This window comes from Pseudoalteromonas rubra, assembly GCF_005886805.2.
Classification (GTDB): Bacteria; Pseudomonadota; Gammaproteobacteria; order Enterobacterales; family Alteromonadaceae; genus Pseudoalteromonas; species Pseudoalteromonas rubra_D.
The window spans coordinates 542,056-559,510 of record NZ_CP045430.1; the positions used below are offsets into that span (position 1 = coordinate 542,056).

The following is a 17,455-nucleotide window of genomic DNA, read 5'->3' on the forward strand; positions in this document are numbered from 1 at the left end:
AATAAAGGTGAACTCACAACAAGGAATATGAAGATGATCACATCCATAGCGCATGCCACAATATATGTACTAAATCAGGACGAGGCGCTTGATTTTTATAAAAATAAGCTTGGTTTCGAAATCGGTGATGATATGAAAGTAGAAGGCGGTTTTCGGTGGTTAACTGTCTATCCGAAATCGAATTCACAGCTCCAGCTGGTATTAGCAGAGCCAAAAGAAGGACCCATGTTTAACAAAGAGGCTGCCGAAAAAATACGTAGTTTAATTGCCGAAGGTGCATTCGGCGCGGGCGTTTTCGAAACGGAAAATTGTCAGCAAACATACGAAGAGCTTGTCGCCAAAGGCGTCGAATTCATTCAGCCACCAACAGAACAATTATATGGCGTAGAAGCCATGGGTCTGGACAACTCCGGAAACTGGTTTAGTTTGGTACAAAGATAAAACCGGATCAGTAAATAAAATCAGCAGGCCACTATTTGCGGCACTGCTGTTTTTTATTCTACGTCTCTATTGAAAGTCAACGCATTAAAAGTGAGGAGTTTTAGTACCCTTTTCACAAGTAAAAACATCACAACAACGGCGACCATGGCGTTACCTGAAACATAAGACACGCAGTATCACCTAGCAATGCAACAATCAAATTTCGCGAGACCAGACAATGTAAAAAGTATATGAAATTTTGTATATAAATAGGACGTGTACAGGCCTGCTTACAAAATTAGTAATGCCCACTAATTGCAAGACTACCAAAATTAATCATTGTTCCCATAGGGAAAGTAGTAAGCTTGTAGACCAATGAGAGCACCCCGAAGCTTTGTCAGAAGTTACTCACCCATGGGAAAGTTATTGCTGTTCATATTGACCTTGAGGTTTTCAGGACTGGCCGTCACAATCGTCTCCCCTAAAACTTTGGTAGCAGTGGTTTCTAAGCATTGGCCTTTTTTACCACAGCTCTCAAGACAACAGCTGTAGCAAGTAAATATGCCACGGTAATCAAGTGCTTTAAAGTCACGCTGAAAGGTGAACCGGCTTGATAGGCAAGCCACCCATCGGTCATAGGCATAACAACTCCCAGCAATGCAGCCCAGAACAGTACTTGGTAATTTTTCAGATACAATAAAATACCAATGATGAGAGACACAAACAGAGTTCGAGAAGCATAGATCTGTACCCAGTCCAGATCTTCCGGAGACGCCAACACTGTGCCTCGAACTGCAGAAAATGCGAATGGATCGACATAAGCAAACAATGCATAAAAACACTGTAACAGCGCCATCAAAAGTACCAATATAAAGGCGAGTTTATTCATCTTTTCATTTCCTTTTTTGGGAATAGTGCGGTTCATTTATGTTTGAAAAACGCCCTTACTTATGAAAGTCAGGAGCAAGCGTCAGCAGTATCAATGTCGTTTTACAATGCAGCAGCAAAGATGGCAAAGGGTGTTTTGTAACTATATGTACTAACTGTACTCTGGTGTCCAATTTCTACATGTGAAGCAAAGCAAAACCGGCACGCATATCTCCACTGAACAGCATTCAAACCTGCTGGTTTTCCATCGCTAACAGATAAAACCTTGTACCCAACCAAATCGTGCGCCGTCCTGCGAGAACTTGTCGCTGCGCGTTCAGGCAGTAAATCAACTTGTTAGGCTAATATTACTATTTCGTTACATTGCTAACCAAGATTTAATAGTCCCTCGATCTCGCGAGTATCAAATGCACCCATTTTATATGGGTACTTATCCTAAACAATGAACGAAAACAGCCATGCTGCCTGGTATGGCTGGGGGATTAGAATGACTACTTTACACGCAAGATATAAAGCCTGGCTGATCAAATTCAGTGGCTTAGCGCTACTACTTGTTAGCCTGGGCATAAAAGCAAATAGTGACTGGATCATTGGCTCGGGGATCTATGATATTACCGGACCGGCCGCCGATCGGGGCATGGTAGGATATGGCGATGTTGGGCAGACCACCAAAGGGATACACACACGCCTTTGGTCCCGTGCATTTGTGATTGGTAAACCAAACTCAAACCAACTTGTCACCTTCGTCAGTGCAGATCTGCAAAGCATTACGCAAGGAGTCCATCAGGGCGTACTCAAAAAAATTGCCAGTGACCCGCTAATTGCACCTTTTTTTAACCAAAACAATGTGATGCTTAGCGCAACTCATGTTCATGTTGGCCCGGGTGGTTATGATCACAACATCATGCTTAATATGAGTGCGCTAGGTTATGACGAAGATAATTATAACACCATAGTCAACGGCATATATCTGTCCATCCGTAACGCCTACCTGAACAGAGGCGTGGGCAGTATTCACATTAATCAGGGAGAATTATCTGGCGCGGCCGTTAACCGCAATCTGACTGCATATAACCAAAACCCGGATGCCGATGACTATGACACTCAGATCAATCAAACCATGACCTTGCTAAAACTGGTGAAAAGCAATGACCAGGAAATTGGTATGATCAACTGGTTTGGTGTACATAATGTATCGAGCAATCAGAATCAGCGACTTATTACCGGAGACAACAAAGGGGTTGCTGCCCAGCTGTTTGAAAAGCACAAAGGGGCGAACTGGCCTCTGTCGGGTCAGTTTGTCGCTGCCTTCGCAAACAGCGAAGAAGGGGATGTTTCGCCCAATGTATGTGGACCGGAAGATGGCTGTGCAGGCAAAGGTAACAATGAGGCAAACGTCGCGCTATCAGCAAACAAGCAATACAACAAAGCGCTGAGCCTTTATAACAATGCAACAGACGCACTCAGTGGCGCATTGGATGTACGTTTTCAGTACGTAAAACTGCCTGGGTTAAACGTTTTGGGTCAGTACACTGGAAATGGCAATCAACGACTATGTGAGGGTGCCATTGGATTTTCAATGACAGCCGGAGCAACCTATGACGGCCCGTCTGGCCAGTCGGGTGTATTTGAAGGCATGACACAAGACAATGAAGGAGCGAGCTGGGATCGTAGTACAGTAATAGGTGCTGTGGGCGGTGCGTTTAAGTTCATTAATGATTTTGCTGGCCTGCTCGGATTTGATAAAAACGTGCTGGGCAGCAAAACCCATGAGGCATGTCAGTATCCTAAACCCACCTTTTTACCCACACAACTGGGCTCCGGCGCACACCTGTATACAGACACCCTACCCTTCCAGCTCTTTCAGATTGGTAATATGGCACTCGTGGGGATTCCGGGCGAGATGACCACCATGGCAGCACGCCGCCTGCGCAGTGATTTACAGGCAGCGCTTGCCCCTCGTGGCATCACCACTGTAGTTTTTGCCGGGCTGGCGAATGCTTATGGCGGGTATATCACAACCAAAGAGGAATATCAGATCCAGTATTACGAAGGTGCACATACCCTGTTTGGTCAGTATAGCCTGGCGGCCTATCGGCAAATCTTTAGCGGCCTTGCCAAGGCTCTGGTACAAGACGATAACCTCAACACCGGCCCAAGCCCGCTGGACTGGTCAAACAAACAAAAAGTTTATGCCATTGGTGTAGTTTATGATGATAAGCGGTTGTGGGAGTCCTTTGGGCAAACCTGGAGCGATGCCAACAGCAGTTACGTGCGTGGTAATACAGTTAAGGTGAAGTTTCGCTCTGGCCATCCTCAGAATAACTTTAAAACGATGTCGAGTTTTATGGAGGTGCAGCGATATGAAAACGGTGGCTGGTCAACTGTCTTAACTGATAATGACCTGAGTACTAAGTTCACCTGGATCCGCGATACCGCCGCTGACTGTATGGCCTGCTCATTTGCTCAGCTGGAATGGACTATCAATCCGGATATGCCCAGAGGTACCTACCGTATCAAGCACACAGGTCACTGGAAAAGTGGTTGGGGCGGCAAGATACGCAGTTACTCAGGCCAGAGCCGCTCATTTACAGTGAACTAATTTTGTTTATTGCCCGGCCATGTTTTACATGGCCCTTTGTAAACCGGCGCTTTTGTCAAATTCAATAACCTTCATCAAAACACCCGCCTGATCTGACTTTCCTAGCACCCTCGCTCCATACGCCAGTATACCCAACCTGAACTCACCCAGTTTTACATCGTTAATTCATGACAACATCGGATATACAAAATATCTTATTCACCCTATCATCAATTAAAAAACTTAAATATTTACTCTATTTGGAAAAACCTGACGCAAAACAATCACACCTCAGTGCTTAATCCAAATGACTAAAAACCACTATGACAACACAAAAAACCAACACAGAAAAAAGCACAGAAGCTTTCATCAGCACACTTTACCGTGAAGCCGCACGCATACCACCCAATGAATACCGCGTATGGGCTTTAGAGCAACTATCCCGGGTCATCGACTTTGACGCCGCGTTTTGGGGCAGCGGCAACAGCGCCGATATTCACTTTCATTACGTTTGCCATGTTGGCCTGGATGAAGATTATGCCTGTCAGCTGCAACAAACCCTGCCCATCAACCCTATCAAAGACGCCGTAATTAATAACCTTGGCAAACCGGTTAATATGCAGGATGTGATTGCTGACAATGACTTTTATCAGTCTCAGTTATACCAGCAATTATTTCAACCATATGGTATTGAACGTATCCTGGCTGCTGGACATTTTGATCAGAACAATGGTCTGTACTCGCTGCTCAGTTTATACCGTTTTGACAGAGCGCAGATATTCACCGAGCACGAACGCCAATTACAGGAACGACTTGTGTTTCATCTGGTCAACGCCGTCTCTCACGCCTTTTTCCTACACTTGCACGCGGGCAATATACTCCATCACAAAGCGCATGCAGCCTCCGCAATATGCGACATCAATGGGTGTTTTCACGAGGTTCAGCCCCGTTTTGTTACTCTGCTCAACGAGTATTTTCCTAATCGTACTGGTGTCACCCTGCCCTTTGCCATAGGTAAAGATAATTCTACAACGCATATTAATAACCTGACGGTCTCTTTTAAAGCACAGGGGGAGCTGATGATAGTGACACTGCGTCTACCTGGCCCCTTAGACTTGTTGAGTCAGCGCGAGACACAGATTGTAGAATGGGTGTGCAAAGGCCTGACTTTCAAAGAGGTAGCCCGACAACTGGATGTAGCCCCGTCAACCGTGTCTAATCATCTGTACCGTATTTACGACAAGATTGGCATCAACAGCCGCAGTGAGCTTGCCCAACTGGTTGATAGCCAGAGATAGGTTTAATAGTATTGACGTATGTGGCTTTTGAAATCCAGTGATGACTGGGACTTAGCAACAGGCTTTTAATTACGACTAACAGCTTAATGTTTTCCCAATGCACTACTCTTTACTTGCACCACTGAAATATTGAGCTCACTCAACAACAGGTCTCACTTACTCATACTCAGGTAAATATAACTCCCCATTATACCGAGAGTCTGAAAAACCTTTAACTCTCATAAAATTCAATGCAAAATAAACCAAACGTAAATAAAATACTGAAAAACCTTATAATTAAAAATCATTTACCAAACGCCAGGCCAAAGTAAAACGACACCTTCAATATATTTATTAACACAAGTGATAGTACAGGTGTCAGCATAGGCCCCCATCACATCAGTAATCATGATAGTACAATCCCATAATTAAACAATAAAAACAACTTGATACAGCATCATCATAGTGAAATACTGTACTGGCAGAAGGTGAATTTCGACACTGTGGCCAGACTGATGACTTCAGTACTGTTGTTTTAATTGCCACAGTAATTGGTAGAAATAACTACACTTTTGTATTAAAAAAACCAGAAACTCAAATTATAAACTCTACTTAAAAAGGAAATTTCTCTATGAAGAAATCATTAATCTTAGCTTCTCTGATTTATTCATCCGCAGCACTTTCAGGTACAGGGCAGGCATTAATTCCACACTATTATGTTGGAACCAACTCTTCATGCCACCTGCATATTACCAATATTTCTGATAATGATGTCCAGGTTAAGATAGATCTATTCGACCAAAATGGTAATACATATTCATCAAACATTACCTCCTGGTACGCTTTTTCAGGTTCTAACCCAGTTACTGGCACTGTTGCATTGCCTGCCAATAAAACAGGCGCCATCTCAATGAATAAAATGGGGTCAGGCTATGTAGGATATGGTTATATCCGCTGGAGCAACGAACACAACCAAAATGACGCTTTGGTAGCTAACTTCCACTGCGATGCCACAAGTATTGGACAAAGATCGATATTAATTAACCAACAAAGTCCGTTCTAACGAAACCTCATTATCATAGCTAACTCCTTTATTTGAGTTAGATTTTACAGGGAAGCTATGAGCAACTTTTGACGCTCACCTTCCCGTCCAAACCGCCACTCAGGCACGAAGTGAGCAAAATAAAACTGTCGAACGGCCCAAAAGTAATACAAAAATTGAGTAAAGAATTATCGTGCCTGTAACACATTGGTTTTAGTCATCTTTATATCTGACACTCAGCTCCCCGAAGTGCACTATATAACGCTATAGCTATCTGATATGTCTGCCCGCCAAAATGGCAACAAAACTCACCATATTCGTGAATTCATTCAAGGCTCAAGAGTCAGCAGTAAGCTCATTTAATACATGGGAAACTTGTTATTGCCTATAACAACGCCGCTTGCTCCACCACAATAGCGTGACGCTGGGCCAGGCGTAGGTGATCTTTGTCGTAGCCGCCACCAATCACCGTGGCCACCGGAATACCAGCTTGCTGGCAGGTCTTGAGCACCAGAGCATCGCGCTGCTCCAAACCCCGCCAACTGATATCCAGCTTACCCAGACCGTCGTGCTCCCAGATATCCACCCCAGCGTCATACAATACCAAATCTGGATTAACGTCTTCGAGCAAGCCTGTCAGGGTGTCTTCTACGATATGCAAGTAGTCCGCGTCTTTCAAATTGTTCGCCAGACCAATATCCAGATCACTGTTGTGTTTTCGAAACGGAAAGTTTTTTTCGCAGTGAATAGAGCAGGTAAACACATAAGGGTTATGTTTAAGCATGGCTGCGGTGCCATCGCCCTGATGGACATCCAGATCAAAGATCAGCACATTGTTTACTTTACCTTGCTCTATCAGGGTTGTAGAAGTAAAGACTAAATCATTGACCATACAATAACCTGAGCCAAAATCGTAGTGAGCATGGTGTGTGCCACCAGCCAGGTGACAGGCTACACCGTTTTGCAGCGCCAGCTCTGCAGTTTTGAGTGTGCCAAGCGGAGCGGTAAAGGTCCGTGCCATGAGCTGCTCTGACCAAGGCAGGCCGATACGACGCATCGATTTAGCATCAAGTTGATTACGCCACAGATCCCATAAGTAAGTATCACAGTGCACCGCTTCCAGTGGCTCCGGTGACCCCAGCTCAGGCTGATATACATTGTCGCCAATCAACCCCATTGCCCTCACCTGCTGATAGAGATTAGCGAACTTACTCATCACAAAGCGGTGATTAGGATCGAAACTGAATGAATAGTTGGGGTGATACACCAGCGGCAGGCTGGTATTGAGTGATTGACGGTTTATATACATATCCAAAACAACATATAACGAGGATGGCGAGAGTGTAGCGCATCTTTCCACCTTGTGGTTAGTATGGCAACATATCATCACCTAAACTTTGCGTATTTTGCCTTATGGAACTGAACTTTGCCGATTTTTCACCAACCCAGATATATCACCTTATGACTCAAACCGTGATCCCAAGGCCCATCGCCTGGGTTCTAACAGAATCCGACGACCAAAACTACAATCTGGCCCCTTTCTCTTACTTTACAGCGGTATCCAGTGCGCCCCCTTTACTGATGTTCTCAGCTGGTAAAAAACCGACAGGGGAAATTAAAGACACAGTAAAAAACGTCAAATCAACACGTAGATGTGTGATACACATTGCCTCAGAGCATGACGCTGAGCTGGTAACTCAAACGGCAGCAACGCTGCCGCATGGCGAATCAGAGGTGACAGCCAACGATATAAAGCTAGCTGAATTCACAGGCTTTGAGATGCCACGTATCGCGCATTGTGATATCGCCTATGGCTGTGAGTTGTATGAAATTCAGGAAATCGGTGATACTCCGCAAAATCTGGTATTTGTGAAAATCATCAGTTTGTACCTGAGCGACAAAGTGACTGAGCTGGACCACAAACAACGCATTAAAGTATTGGCCGATAAAGCCGCTCCACTGGCACGTCTGGGTGGTGGGGAGTACTCAGGGATCACAGCCCCATTTGCGAAAGTCAGACCGGCTTAAAGTTCGGTAATGAAACCAGGGCTCATTTTCTTTCGATGTACGCTTGAGCCCTCACATCTCAAGCTCTTTTGGTGAAGTGTTCACTCACAATAACCCTCTGTATTTCAGAATGGTCTTTGCCATTGCTCAGAGCAATAAGTTCAAACCGAGTTCACACACCATGATTCCCCTTTCACACGGTTTCGGTATACTGGCCGCCAAAAACTCACAAGAAGAACAAGAAGATGATTGGAATAGGTGAAATAGCTGCCATCAGCGCCGCATTTGTTTGGGCGTTTTCAACACTGATATATAAGCGCTTTAGTCACCATCTTAGTCCATTTGAACTCAATGTCAGCAAAGGCGTGATCGCTGCTGCCCTAATGGTATTATGCATGCTTATTGTGCAAGATACTGCATATCCTGTATTACCATCCAGCTGGGCCTGGCTGATTGCCAGTGGCGTTTTAGGTATTGCCATTGGAGACAGCGCCTATTTCGCTGCGCTCAGAAATATTGGCCCTGCACGCACTTTGGTCGTAGAAAGCCTGGCACCAGCTATTGCTGGCATCCTAAATATCCTGATCCTGGGTGTCTATCTTAGTCCGCTTGCCTGGCTTGGTATTCTGATAACAACCTGTGGTGTCATTGTTGCGATTAGACCTACCAAAGCTCAACCTATCTCAGATAAAAAACACTATCTGCTTGGCATCGCGTTTGCGCTCACTGCCGCAACGTGCCAGGCCGCCGGCATGGTGCTCTCTAAAGGCGCGTTAAATAGTGAAACCATCAGTAGCTTATGGGCTGCATTAATCCGTCTTTCATCTGGCACCTTGTTTGTTGCTTGTCTGGTCGCCTGTTTAAAGTCACAAAGCCTAAATCAGGCACTGACATTGAGGCAATTGTCGGGTAAACGCTGGTTATTTGTTGCTGTCTTTTTTGGCACTTTCATTGGTTTGTGGTTACAACTCCTATCTGTTAACCACACAGACCCGGCAATTGCACAAACCATTTTTGCCACAGCGCCACTCATGGTGATGACTCTGGGCTTGATCCGAAAAGAAACCATCACCAGAGCGATGTTATGCGGCGGTGTCATCGCACTGTTTGGCGTATTTTTGTTATTACAGGGGGCCTGACTCGCCCACGACCGCTGAATAATATGACCTGAACATCCCTATCTATGACTGAATATTTTGATTATACAAAGCCCGGACAAGTTTATCGCCGGGCGATTCTCTGACGCTTTCTGAGCTTTGTCTAAATTACGGGAACACAGTAAACCCCGCATCGAGCACATACGTACAAAGCCCTAACTGTATAAAGAATGGAAGTTACACATGGCTAAAAATGTATTGGGTGGAGAGTTGCAGTCTTGCTGCACAGACCCATTGACCGGTTTTTTAAGGGATGGATTTTGCAATACCAATCATATGGATATTGGTACTCACGTAATTTGCGCAACAGTCACAGAGGCTTTTTTGGCTTTTACCCAATCCAGAGGCAACGATTTAACCACGCCACATCCGGAATATTATTTTCCAGGCTTAAAACCCGGAGATGGTTGGTGTTTATGCGCGCTGAGATGGAAAGAAGCCTATGAAGCCGGGGTGGCACCACCTGTCAACCTCGAAGCAACGCACGAAAATGCGTTGGAACTCATCTCTTTAGAGGTTCTCAAAGCACATCAACAATAAAACAACTGGTTAAAAAACACTTTCTAGCCGGAGCATGTGTAAAAACAGCGCTCTGTGCTAGAGAGCTGCGACTTTTCAACCAACGCCATAGCCACCTTACGATTTTATAGCGAAAAAACACTTACACGCGATGCAACGAAGACCCGGTCATAAGAATTTTTTTAACAGTTCAGAATGCCTCATTGTTGTAGGTTATAAATAGAAAAGTAGCCATCCAGTTTTGTGAGCATGCCCACAAACCACTTAAGCGGCTTTATGTTAAACGCAAAGCTAGCTTCAGTCTTCACTGAAAGCCGGCACTTTGAAAAGCCGCCAGTCATTCCCGACACTACTTTGCCACAACTGTTGAAACTAAATGAGATGAATGCTTAGTCAATCAGAGTTGTCTTATAAAAAGAAACTAAGATAGAATTCTGTTTTCAAAATAGGGAAAATCAATGAAATATCTGATCGCTTTATTTATCTTGATATTTAGTGTGGGGTCTTACGCGAACTACCAGTCTCAGGGTCAAGTAACAAATATCATGACCACTTCGGGTAAGATTATAGTCACCGTTAAGAACGTCAATGGTGCCATCGACAAGTTCTGGTTTACGCCAGACTCAGACATCAACCGTGTATCTCTCTCATTATTCCTCGCCGCAAAAGCGACACAGGGTACTGTTTGGGTGAGTGGTTCAGACACAATTGATAATCTTCAATACCCACACAAGGCAAGAAGATTGATCGCGATGGATTACAAATAAAGTGCACTTCAAGGTAAGCAGCCTTTCAGACTACTTACCTTTACTACTCAGCTTTACTTGCTAAACACTCTCGCTTAAAAAGATACTTCTCCAGAACCTTATCCAGCTCATCGGTTTTAAATGGCTTTCCGAGGTGCGCATTCATGCCTATGCTCAGGTATTTATCTACCTCGCTTTGCATAACGTTGGCAGTTAACGCGATGATCGTCAGTCGCTCTTTATCATAAGTTTCACGGAGGATACGGGTGGCTTCCATACCATCCATCACTGGCATCTGAATATCCATTAAGACAAGGTCAAATGCACCATCACACGACTTGATTACATCAACCGCCTGTTGACCGTTTTCTGCAATCACAATATCTAGTTCAAAACGATCTAATAGCTTGGTCGCCACTATGCGATTAATCTCATTGTCTTCAACGAGCAGTACCCGAAACGCGCCAGCTGCGCTGACAGGTTCTTCTATCTGGTCTGATTGCTCAGGGTTGTGCTTTGCAGCAATTTGACTAGGCGTATCTTTAACAAAAAGACTGATCAGGTCTTTTTTTAGTAATGGCTTATAAAGTATCGGGTAGTTCACTTTTGGCGCAATACTTTGCTCTGTATGCGCCGTGTAAATGACAACTTTTGCAGGTAACACCGCTAAGGTTTCTAGTCTCTCTAACAACCCATTGGCCTCACAGTCTGGCAATACCCAATCAAGCAGTAGCATTTCAAAAGTATTCGCGGATAACATTGCCTCGGCTTGTCGTCCGTTTTGCGCACGCGACACGGTCAGCCCCACTGACGAGGCAATGTTATCACTGACCTCCATGTAAATTGGGTCATCTTCTACGATTAATATTTTGCCTGCAATACTGGCAGTCGAGACTTCCTGCTCGGTTAATGATGCCTTACTAACCGTGTTCAGAGGTAAACGAACGCTAAACGTAGAACCCAGCCCGACTTCACTGACCACCGCGATATTACCCTCCATTAGCTCTGTCAGTAATTTACAAATTGTCAGTCCCAGCCCGGTGCCACCGTAGCGACGCGTTGTGGAAGCTTCAGCCTGTGTGAAACGCTCGAACAGCTGTTCAACTTTATCCTGCTCTATCCCTATTCCGGTATCTGTCACTGAAATCTCCACCCAGTCACTCGACTCGGTTTTAGCCTCCCGGTGCACAGCGAGCGTAATCGAACCTGTTTCCGTGAACTTCGCTGCATTCGACGTGAAGTTAAGCATAATCTGATTTATCCGGACGGGATCGCCGATGTACCAGTCACTGAGCAAAGGGTCAATATCGAAAATCAGCTTGACCCCTTTGGTGTTGGCAATGGGCGTGATCAAAGATCTCAAGTTATCGAGCAATTCCTCAAACTGAAAAGGTGTTTGCTCGATATTAAGCTTCTTAGATTCAATTTTTGAAAAGTCGAGAATATCGTTAATGATGGTAGTCAATGCATTTGCCGAAAAGCGCACTTTCTCAAGGTAATTTCTTTGTACTGAGGTGAGCTCTGTAGCCAGCAAGATATCAGTCAGACCCATGATCCCATTCATTGGCGTTCTTATCTCATGTGACATATTGGATAAAAACAAAGACTTGGTTTCGGCAGCCTGATTTGCCTGCGCATTGGCTCGCTTCAGATCGCTCATCAACCGCAGCAACACGACAATAATAAGAAGAGATACCAGCGCAAGCAGGAAGAGGATCGACCTTGTCATCTGCCAGTAAACAGTGTCGACCTGTTCGCTAAGGTGCTGCGTTTTTTCCAAAATGGCCGTTGATAGCGTACTGTTTTGTATCGGTACCAGCAGATTTGAAGCGGGCAATGCATTCTCGAGTATAAAATCTATGTGTAAACGCATTACCCTGAAACTACGGCTTTCCTGTTCAAACTGTTCGAGGGATGTCATGGAGCGCATTAGCTGCTCACGCACCACTTCAACAACAGTATGTGAATTGGTTACCTGCAAATTAGACACCAATGCAGCGCTTTTACTGACGGCTAACTGGGCTTGCGCTGAGTAAGCCTCTTTTTCCAGCTCCTGTTTTGCAATATATCGGTAGGACGTTTTGAGCATAGAGGCCAGCTGCATATATGTGTCAACGGCGTCTTTAAAGCGCGTGACAGCGAGGCTCATTTCGTCGCTCAACAAGTCTCTGGCGAGCAGTTCATTGTATGCACTTTCGAATTCCAGCTGCTTTTGTGCATGCCTGTCAAAGTGATAAATATTACTATCCATTGCAGACAAGGTTTCGAGCGACAATTCTGTTGTCGCCCTGTTAAGTCGCGCTTTCAGCGCCATAGCAACCTGAGTATCTTGTAATTGATGATATTGCGTGATGGCTTGCGCGCCAATCCACCAAATCAATCCAAGTATTGCTCCTTCAAAAAGGTATTTCATTCTTTTAATGACCTCGGCAGTTCACCTGAAAAGGCATGTAGCAGCGCTTCCAGATCAGAGACATCCTCATCACTGAGTTCTAACCCTAGCTGTCCGCTCGCCATTATCCGGATCGCATCCGACAATTGCACCACAGAACCATTGTGAAAATACGGTCCTGTATGTGCAACGTTCCGTAAACTGGGCACTTTAAAGACAAACTTATCTTGCTCGTTACGGGTTAACTGATACCGCCCGGCGTCATTGAGTAATGCTTTGGGCATACGATCCAGGCGACCCATTTTCTGATAAATATTGCCTCCGATATTACGCCCCTGATGGCAGGTCACACAGCCTAGTTCAACAAACTTTCGATATCCGCGCTGCTGTTGCACCGTTAACGCCTTTTCATTACCTAACAGGTAAGCGTCAATGGGCGTATTTTCGGATACCAGTGACTTCTGGAAGGCGACTATGGCCTTGGTGATATTCTCAGGGGTGATCCCGTCTTCGGACAGAGCTTCGAAGCTGTTAACAAAGTGCGGCTGTTGATTGAGTTTGCCTATCACTTGTGACCAATTGCTGGCCATCTCTAACGGGTTATGGATGGGTAACGGCAACTGACTGGTCAGGTCGGGACTGCGCCCATCCCAGAATTGCCTGAAGTTAAAGACCGCATTAATTACACTCGGGGCATTGCGACTCCCCAGCTGCTGATTTATACCAACAGAGACGGGAAAACCGTCATCGCCGCCATTATAGAGGTCATGACAAGAAGCACAGGATGTTGTGTTGTCCGCCGAAAGCAATGGGCTTTTAAACAAGGCTTTGCCAAGCTGAACCCAGCCAACATCATAGTATTCCAGGCGTGGCAAGGGTTGAATGGCGGCATCTACCCATTGGCTGGAATAAGTGACTAACTCTGCGCTGTTATTAATAACTGGCTGGTGACGGCGAGTGTCTTTGAAAAAATAAAATTGCAACGCAAGCGTTAAAAATACCATTGCCAGCGCGCTAAATACAGCCACCACATACTTGATACCCATACAAATAATATCCCTGGTGAGCTTATTCGCTCTCATTTATGAGGGTAAGTATAGACACTTAAATCAAAAACCCCCATGACTACCAGGATAAGACGAATGCAACCGGTGCCACTTGCCTGGTCACTGTCTTGAATATTCTCAGTCGGATTAGCTCGTTGATCATGAGCCATTAACACTGACACTGTGATTAAAAAGCAAAGATTTGAATTAGCACTTTCCCGCCTCCGACTTTCTCATGATCGGTTAGTTTTGCTTAATTTCACTGTACATTATGTATTGAGGGCCAGCAGGACCACCCAAATATTTGTCTTCACATTCAGTTAGCCCGGCTTTCTTATAACAGGCATATGCACCCGGATTTTGACAATTAACACCCAGATATAGCCAACGGAATTGTGCATAATGTTCCGCCAGGTAACCTAACACGGCCACCATTGCCGCACTGCCCAACCCTTTCCCCTGATACTGCTGACCAATCACAAACGCACGTATACCAAGCGCGCCGGTCGGGCAATAAGCAAACTTTTCTGCATACGCCAGATCCAGCTTAAAGTAGCCAACCAAAGTGTCCTGATGATAAATAACATGGAGATGCGTGGTCTCACAGATCTCTTCGAGAAATTCTTGCGCCGTGCCAGCAAAACAAACCTGCTCGGAGGCCAGCTCAATGGATTTAACCGCTTCAATGTCAGCAGGTCTCAGCTTTTTAATTGTGATCATATCCGCCCTTAATTTGTTATAACATAACCAAAACTGCTCACTATGTGTGTTTGAGAGAACCCAAATGAGTGTTTTGATCTCTAATAGGAACAAACAACGTAACGAACAACAACGCGAGAATCAAGAAAAGCGAGGTGAGGTGTTCTGGTCAGCACAGTGTTAAACGAACAAACGTCGTCTGTTGAGCAAAATAACACGCGCCTTTACCCAAAGCGCATGTCTGGTTAGATACCGGGGAGCCAATTCAAGCAAAGTTCAAGATGGTGTGTAGGTCTCCCCGCTTGCCCTAATTAAATTGAGTGTAATACCAATTTGGTTAATTAAGTGTTCTATTTTGAGGCGAGAAAATAGGGTCGATAACAAGGCAAAAATTTTGCTATTTAGTTATTCTAAATGAGAAATTTTTAACGCTGTTAGCGTCATATTTGCTCCTTCAAATAGAACAGGTATTAAGTGAAATTGGTATAATGGCTATTGCTTGCCCAGCTGCTTTAAAAAAGCCAGTTTCTGCTGCTCTTGTGCACTAGGCGTGTAAGCTTGTCTTTGAAGATCCGAGAGATCGACCTCATCCAGTGCAAACTCACTGACTTTACTTCGGCCAAAACGTGCTTTTTCTTGCGGCGAGCCAGACATCCGCTCTACCACAAAAGTCTTGAGCTTCAGACCTGATGCATGGTTCGGCAACACACTTTGATGGATCTTCATGGGCAGTGTCTGCACACCTTCACTCAGGCGCTTTCTGGCAACCACATGAGACAAAGGTTGCTCCCCTAAAAACAGATTTGCTCTGACTCGATAAATCCCGGCTTCCTGCACATTCAGTCTGGCATCGATCAGCAGATCACTTCCATGCACCCGAGCCTGTTCAAGATTGAGTAGCTCAGCACTGGGTTTCATGTATTGCACCTGTGCAACTACGGGGATCTCATCACCTCTGACATGTGCCCGCACAGTCAGTTGCAATGCTCTGGGAAAGTCCTTTTTACCCGCTATACTGGCAATATAGCTGCCTTCTTGTTCAAGCAGACTTTGGGTTAGCAGCACTTTATTGCTGTCCACCTCGCTCACCATCACTGTGGCGCCATATATATCACTGCCAGTCAGCATTAACTCTATGGGCTCTGGATATACAAAACGATATTGACTGACTTTGAGTGTTAGTACCTCTTCAATATCCTGGGTCGGAATGGTCACCGGGTAAAAATGATTGGGTGTCAGCCTGTCACTGTCTGCTAGCGTTAATGGCTGAGAATATGGGGCATGGCGTAATTGCTGCTCATAGAGCTGAGCAACTTTGCTTGCGGCATCAGTCATTTCTATCGGAATATGACGCTCTGACTGTTGCACTGACTTTGCTTTAAGTGCACTTTTTGTGGCTTGTTCTGGCTGATGGTTAGGCACCTCAGCGTCTATTGTTTGAGCAACTGCGCCATGGTGAATGGGCTCAGCGTCACCGCTGAGCCACCAATAACCAAGCCCGATTGCCACAAACGTCAGAATAATGAACATTCGGGGCTTCATCCTGACCTCTCTTATTGCATAGCATTAAGCATTAGACGAGACAGGCTGTTATTTCCTGAGTTTTCGACATAGCGATAAGTACTTTTCCAGAACCAGGCACCCGTCTCTTCTTCGTAGGTATTGAAGTTGATGGTGCGACCATCAGCCAACTGACGGCTCGCTTGTGCAGCAGTCACTTTGCCTTCAGCCCGGTCATTAATCACTGAGAAGTGGTCATAGTTATCACTCATTAGCATAGGGTAATGATATGGCATAAACCCACTAACAGCATCACTTTGCGACGCCAGCTTTCCGCTAGTTGCAACGCTTGCACTACAACTGCCAAAGTTATCCGCACGACTGGCACCACATGCAGAGTGGGTCGCGACGACACTGTCATCAGTCCCTTTCAGGAAGAGTTTAGTCACTCCCAGGAACAAGGTTCCATCAGCGACAAAACGCAGCCTTGGCGTCCTGGCTTCAGGCAAAGCAGCGATTTGTCTGGCATTATTGACCTTCAGGTCATTCAGTACACCCAGACGACCTTCAACGGATCCTCCCAGCCAGGCTCTGATAGCGGCTTCAAGGAGTGGGTTCAAACCTGATGTGCCTTGAGCAACACTCACCGCCAAATCGGCCAATTCGCTGCCACCACCAGCACCTGCGATATCAAAAGTCGCAACAATATTAAGCGGTGCTAAGCCTGCGTTCTCAAGCCAGTTTGCCTGATTATCCAACAGGTAGCGCGCAACCAGATCGCCCGTAGAGTGAGTTACTAGAATACAACCGGGCTGGCAAGTTCCCTGTTGCGACATTTGCTTCAGCTTTGGCCAAACATAATCGCTGGCTATCTTGCCTTCGATACGCTCCAGTGCTGGCCAGTCAATACGCACATCTGCATGTTGGCCCCAAAACTCTGACCAGTAAGATTCCCCGTCACCGGTAACATCGATTGGATAACCTGAAGTGATCTGGCTAGTCTGAAGACCGTGAATAAGTACGACTTTATAACCATTTGCAAATGAATTAAAAGCGACTGAACCTAGCAAGAAAAGCCAAGACAAACGCAGAAAGTATTTGATTTTGTGCTGCATAATTTCCTCTTAAATCCTATTAAAATCATTGTGCTCAGTGACCAGTCTTCAGATTTCGGTTATCCG

The 17,455-nt window shown here is 45.3% G+C and carries 15 protein-coding genes; 8 read left to right on the forward strand and 7 right to left on the reverse strand.

Annotated features, from left to right (window positions below; genetic code table 11):
• The first annotated feature begins 33 nt into the window (after positions 1–33).
• Complete coding sequence (locus tag CWC22_RS21475; protein ID WP_010380361.1) at positions 34–441, forward strand: VOC family protein; 408 nt, start codon at positions 34–36, stop codon at positions 439–441.
• A gap of 484 nt (positions 442–925) precedes the next feature.
• Here the strand turns inward: CWC22_RS21475 and CWC22_RS21480 are convergent, their stop codons facing one another.
• Positions 926–1,309, reverse strand: a complete 384-nt coding sequence (locus CWC22_RS21480) for a DUF4267 domain-containing protein (protein ID WP_230090697.1) — start codon at positions 1,307–1,309, stop codon at positions 926–928.
• 486 nt (positions 1,310–1,795) lie between these two features.
• On the opposite strand from CWC22_RS21480, the gene CWC22_RS21485 reads away from it, so the two are divergent.
• From CWC22_RS21485 to CWC22_RS21495, 3 genes are all read left to right on the forward strand, one after another.
• The gene (locus CWC22_RS21485; RefSeq protein WP_230090698.1) at positions 1,796–3,910 is read left to right on the forward strand and encodes a neutral/alkaline non-lysosomal ceramidase N-terminal domain-containing protein; all 2,115 of its coding nucleotides are present in this window, start codon (positions 1,796–1,798) and stop codon (positions 3,908–3,910) included.
• A gap of 302 nt (positions 3,911–4,212) precedes the next feature.
• Entirely contained in the window at positions 4,213–5,187 is a 975-nt protein-coding gene (locus CWC22_RS21490; protein ID WP_138539232.1) for a helix-turn-helix transcriptional regulator, read from the forward strand.
• A 610-nt stretch (positions 5,188–5,797) separates the two neighbouring features.
• Entirely contained in the window at positions 5,798–6,229 is a 432-nt protein-coding gene (locus CWC22_RS21495) for a hypothetical protein (RefSeq protein WP_125557682.1), read from the forward strand.
• A gap of 364 nt (positions 6,230–6,593) precedes the next feature.
• On the opposite strand, the gene CWC22_RS21500 is transcribed toward CWC22_RS21495, so the two are convergent.
• Positions 6,594–7,517, reverse strand: coding sequence for a histone deacetylase (locus tag CWC22_RS21500; protein WP_138539231.1), 924 nt, complete (start codon positions 7,515–7,517; stop codon positions 6,594–6,596).
• Between the two features lie 104 nt (positions 7,518–7,621).
• On the opposite strand from CWC22_RS21500, the gene CWC22_RS21505 reads away from it, so the two are divergent.
• From CWC22_RS21505 to CWC22_RS21520, 4 genes are all read left to right on the forward strand, one after another.
• Complete coding sequence (locus tag CWC22_RS21505; protein WP_125557686.1) at positions 7,622–8,236, forward strand: flavin reductase family protein; 615 nt, start codon at positions 7,622–7,624, stop codon at positions 8,234–8,236.
• 224 nt (positions 8,237–8,460) lie between these two features.
• Positions 8,461–9,354 carry a DMT family transporter gene (locus CWC22_RS21510; RefSeq protein ID WP_138539230.1) on the forward strand — a complete coding sequence of 298 codons (894 nt, stop codon included), beginning with the start codon at positions 8,461–8,463 and terminating at the stop codon, positions 9,352–9,354.
• Positions 9,355–9,555: 201 nt separating this feature from the next.
• Positions 9,556–9,912, forward strand: a complete 357-nt coding sequence (locus CWC22_RS21515; protein ID WP_138539229.1) for a DUF2237 family protein — start codon at positions 9,556–9,558, stop codon at positions 9,910–9,912.
• Positions 9,913–10,349: 437 nt separating this feature from the next.
• Positions 10,350–10,658 carry a hypothetical protein gene (locus tag CWC22_RS21520; protein ID WP_125557692.1) on the forward strand — a complete coding sequence of 103 codons (309 nt, stop codon included), beginning with the start codon at positions 10,350–10,352 and terminating at the stop codon, positions 10,656–10,658.
• Between the two features lie 43 nt (positions 10,659–10,701).
• Here the strand turns inward: CWC22_RS21520 and CWC22_RS21525 are convergent, their stop codons facing one another.
• The 5 genes from CWC22_RS21525 to CWC22_RS21545 all read right to left on the reverse strand — a co-directional run bounded on the left by CWC22_RS21525 (position 10,702) and on the right by CWC22_RS21545 (position 17,389).
• Positions 10,702–13,050 (reverse strand): hybrid sensor histidine kinase/response regulator, encoded by a 2,349-nt coding sequence (locus CWC22_RS21525; protein WP_138539228.1) that lies wholly within the window; start codon positions 13,048–13,050, stop codon positions 10,702–10,704.
• Positions 13,047–14,075, reverse strand: a complete 1,029-nt coding sequence (locus CWC22_RS21530; protein WP_138539227.1) for a cytochrome-c peroxidase — start codon at positions 14,073–14,075, stop codon at positions 13,047–13,049. The genes CWC22_RS21525 and CWC22_RS21530 overlap by 4 nt, the downstream gene beginning before the upstream one ends.
• Positions 14,076–14,318: 243 nt before the next feature.
• Entirely contained in the window at positions 14,319–14,795 is a 477-nt protein-coding gene (locus tag CWC22_RS21535; RefSeq protein ID WP_138539226.1) for a GNAT family N-acetyltransferase, read from the reverse strand.
• A gap of 471 nt (positions 14,796–15,266) precedes the next feature.
• On the reverse strand, positions 15,267–16,304 hold the full coding sequence (locus CWC22_RS21540; protein ID WP_138539685.1) for a hypothetical protein: 1,038 nt from the start codon (positions 16,302–16,304) through the stop codon (positions 15,267–15,269).
• A gap of 23 nt (positions 16,305–16,327) precedes the next feature.
• Entirely contained in the window at positions 16,328–17,389 is a 1,062-nt protein-coding gene (locus tag CWC22_RS21545; protein WP_138539686.1) for a hypothetical protein, read from the reverse strand.
• Between the last annotated feature and the right edge of the window lie 66 nt (positions 17,390–17,455).

What these genes read in the sequence shown, in the direction of transcription:
- CWC22_RS21475 (WP_010380361.1), top strand. Translation starts at nt 34, where the DNA reads ATGATCACATCCATAGCGCATGCCACAATATATGTACTAAATCAGGAC.
- CWC22_RS21480 (WP_230090697.1), bottom strand. Translation starts at nt 1,309, where the DNA reads ATGAATAAACTCGCCTTTATATTGGTACTTTTGATGGCGCTGTTACAG.
- CWC22_RS21485 (WP_230090698.1), top strand. Translation starts at nt 1,796, where the DNA reads ATGACTACTTTACACGCAAGATATAAAGCCTGGCTGATCAAATTCAGT.
- CWC22_RS21490 (WP_138539232.1), top strand. Translation starts at nt 4,213, where the DNA reads ATGACAACACAAAAAACCAACACAGAAAAAAGCACAGAAGCTTTCATC.
- CWC22_RS21495 (WP_125557682.1), top strand. Translation starts at nt 5,798, where the DNA reads ATGAAGAAATCATTAATCTTAGCTTCTCTGATTTATTCATCCGCAGCA.
- CWC22_RS21500 (WP_138539231.1), bottom strand. Translation starts at nt 7,517, where the DNA reads ATGTATATAAACCGTCAATCACTCAATACCAGCCTGCCGCTGGTGTAT.
- CWC22_RS21505 (WP_125557686.1), top strand. Translation starts at nt 7,622, where the DNA reads ATGGAACTGAACTTTGCCGATTTTTCACCAACCCAGATATATCACCTT.
- CWC22_RS21510 (WP_138539230.1), top strand. Translation starts at nt 8,461, where the DNA reads ATGATTGGAATAGGTGAAATAGCTGCCATCAGCGCCGCATTTGTTTGG.
- CWC22_RS21515 (WP_138539229.1), top strand. Translation starts at nt 9,556, where the DNA reads ATGGCTAAAAATGTATTGGGTGGAGAGTTGCAGTCTTGCTGCACAGAC.
- CWC22_RS21520 (WP_125557692.1), top strand. Translation starts at nt 10,350, where the DNA reads ATGAAATATCTGATCGCTTTATTTATCTTGATATTTAGTGTGGGGTCT.
- CWC22_RS21525 (WP_138539228.1), bottom strand. Translation starts at nt 13,050, where the DNA reads ATGAAATACCTTTTTGAAGGAGCAATACTTGGATTGATTTGGTGGATT.
- CWC22_RS21530 (WP_138539227.1), bottom strand. Translation starts at nt 14,075, where the DNA reads ATGGGTATCAAGTATGTGGTGGCTGTATTTAGCGCGCTGGCAATGGTA.
- CWC22_RS21535 (WP_138539226.1), bottom strand. Translation starts at nt 14,795, where the DNA reads ATGATCACAATTAAAAAGCTGAGACCTGCTGACATTGAAGCGGTTAAA.
- CWC22_RS21540 (WP_138539685.1), bottom strand. Translation starts at nt 16,304, where the DNA reads ATGTTCATTATTCTGACGTTTGTGGCAATCGGGCTTGGTTATTGGTGG.
- CWC22_RS21545 (WP_138539686.1), bottom strand. Translation starts at nt 17,389, where the DNA reads ATGCAGCACAAAATCAAATACTTTCTGCGTTTGTCTTGGCTTTTCTTG.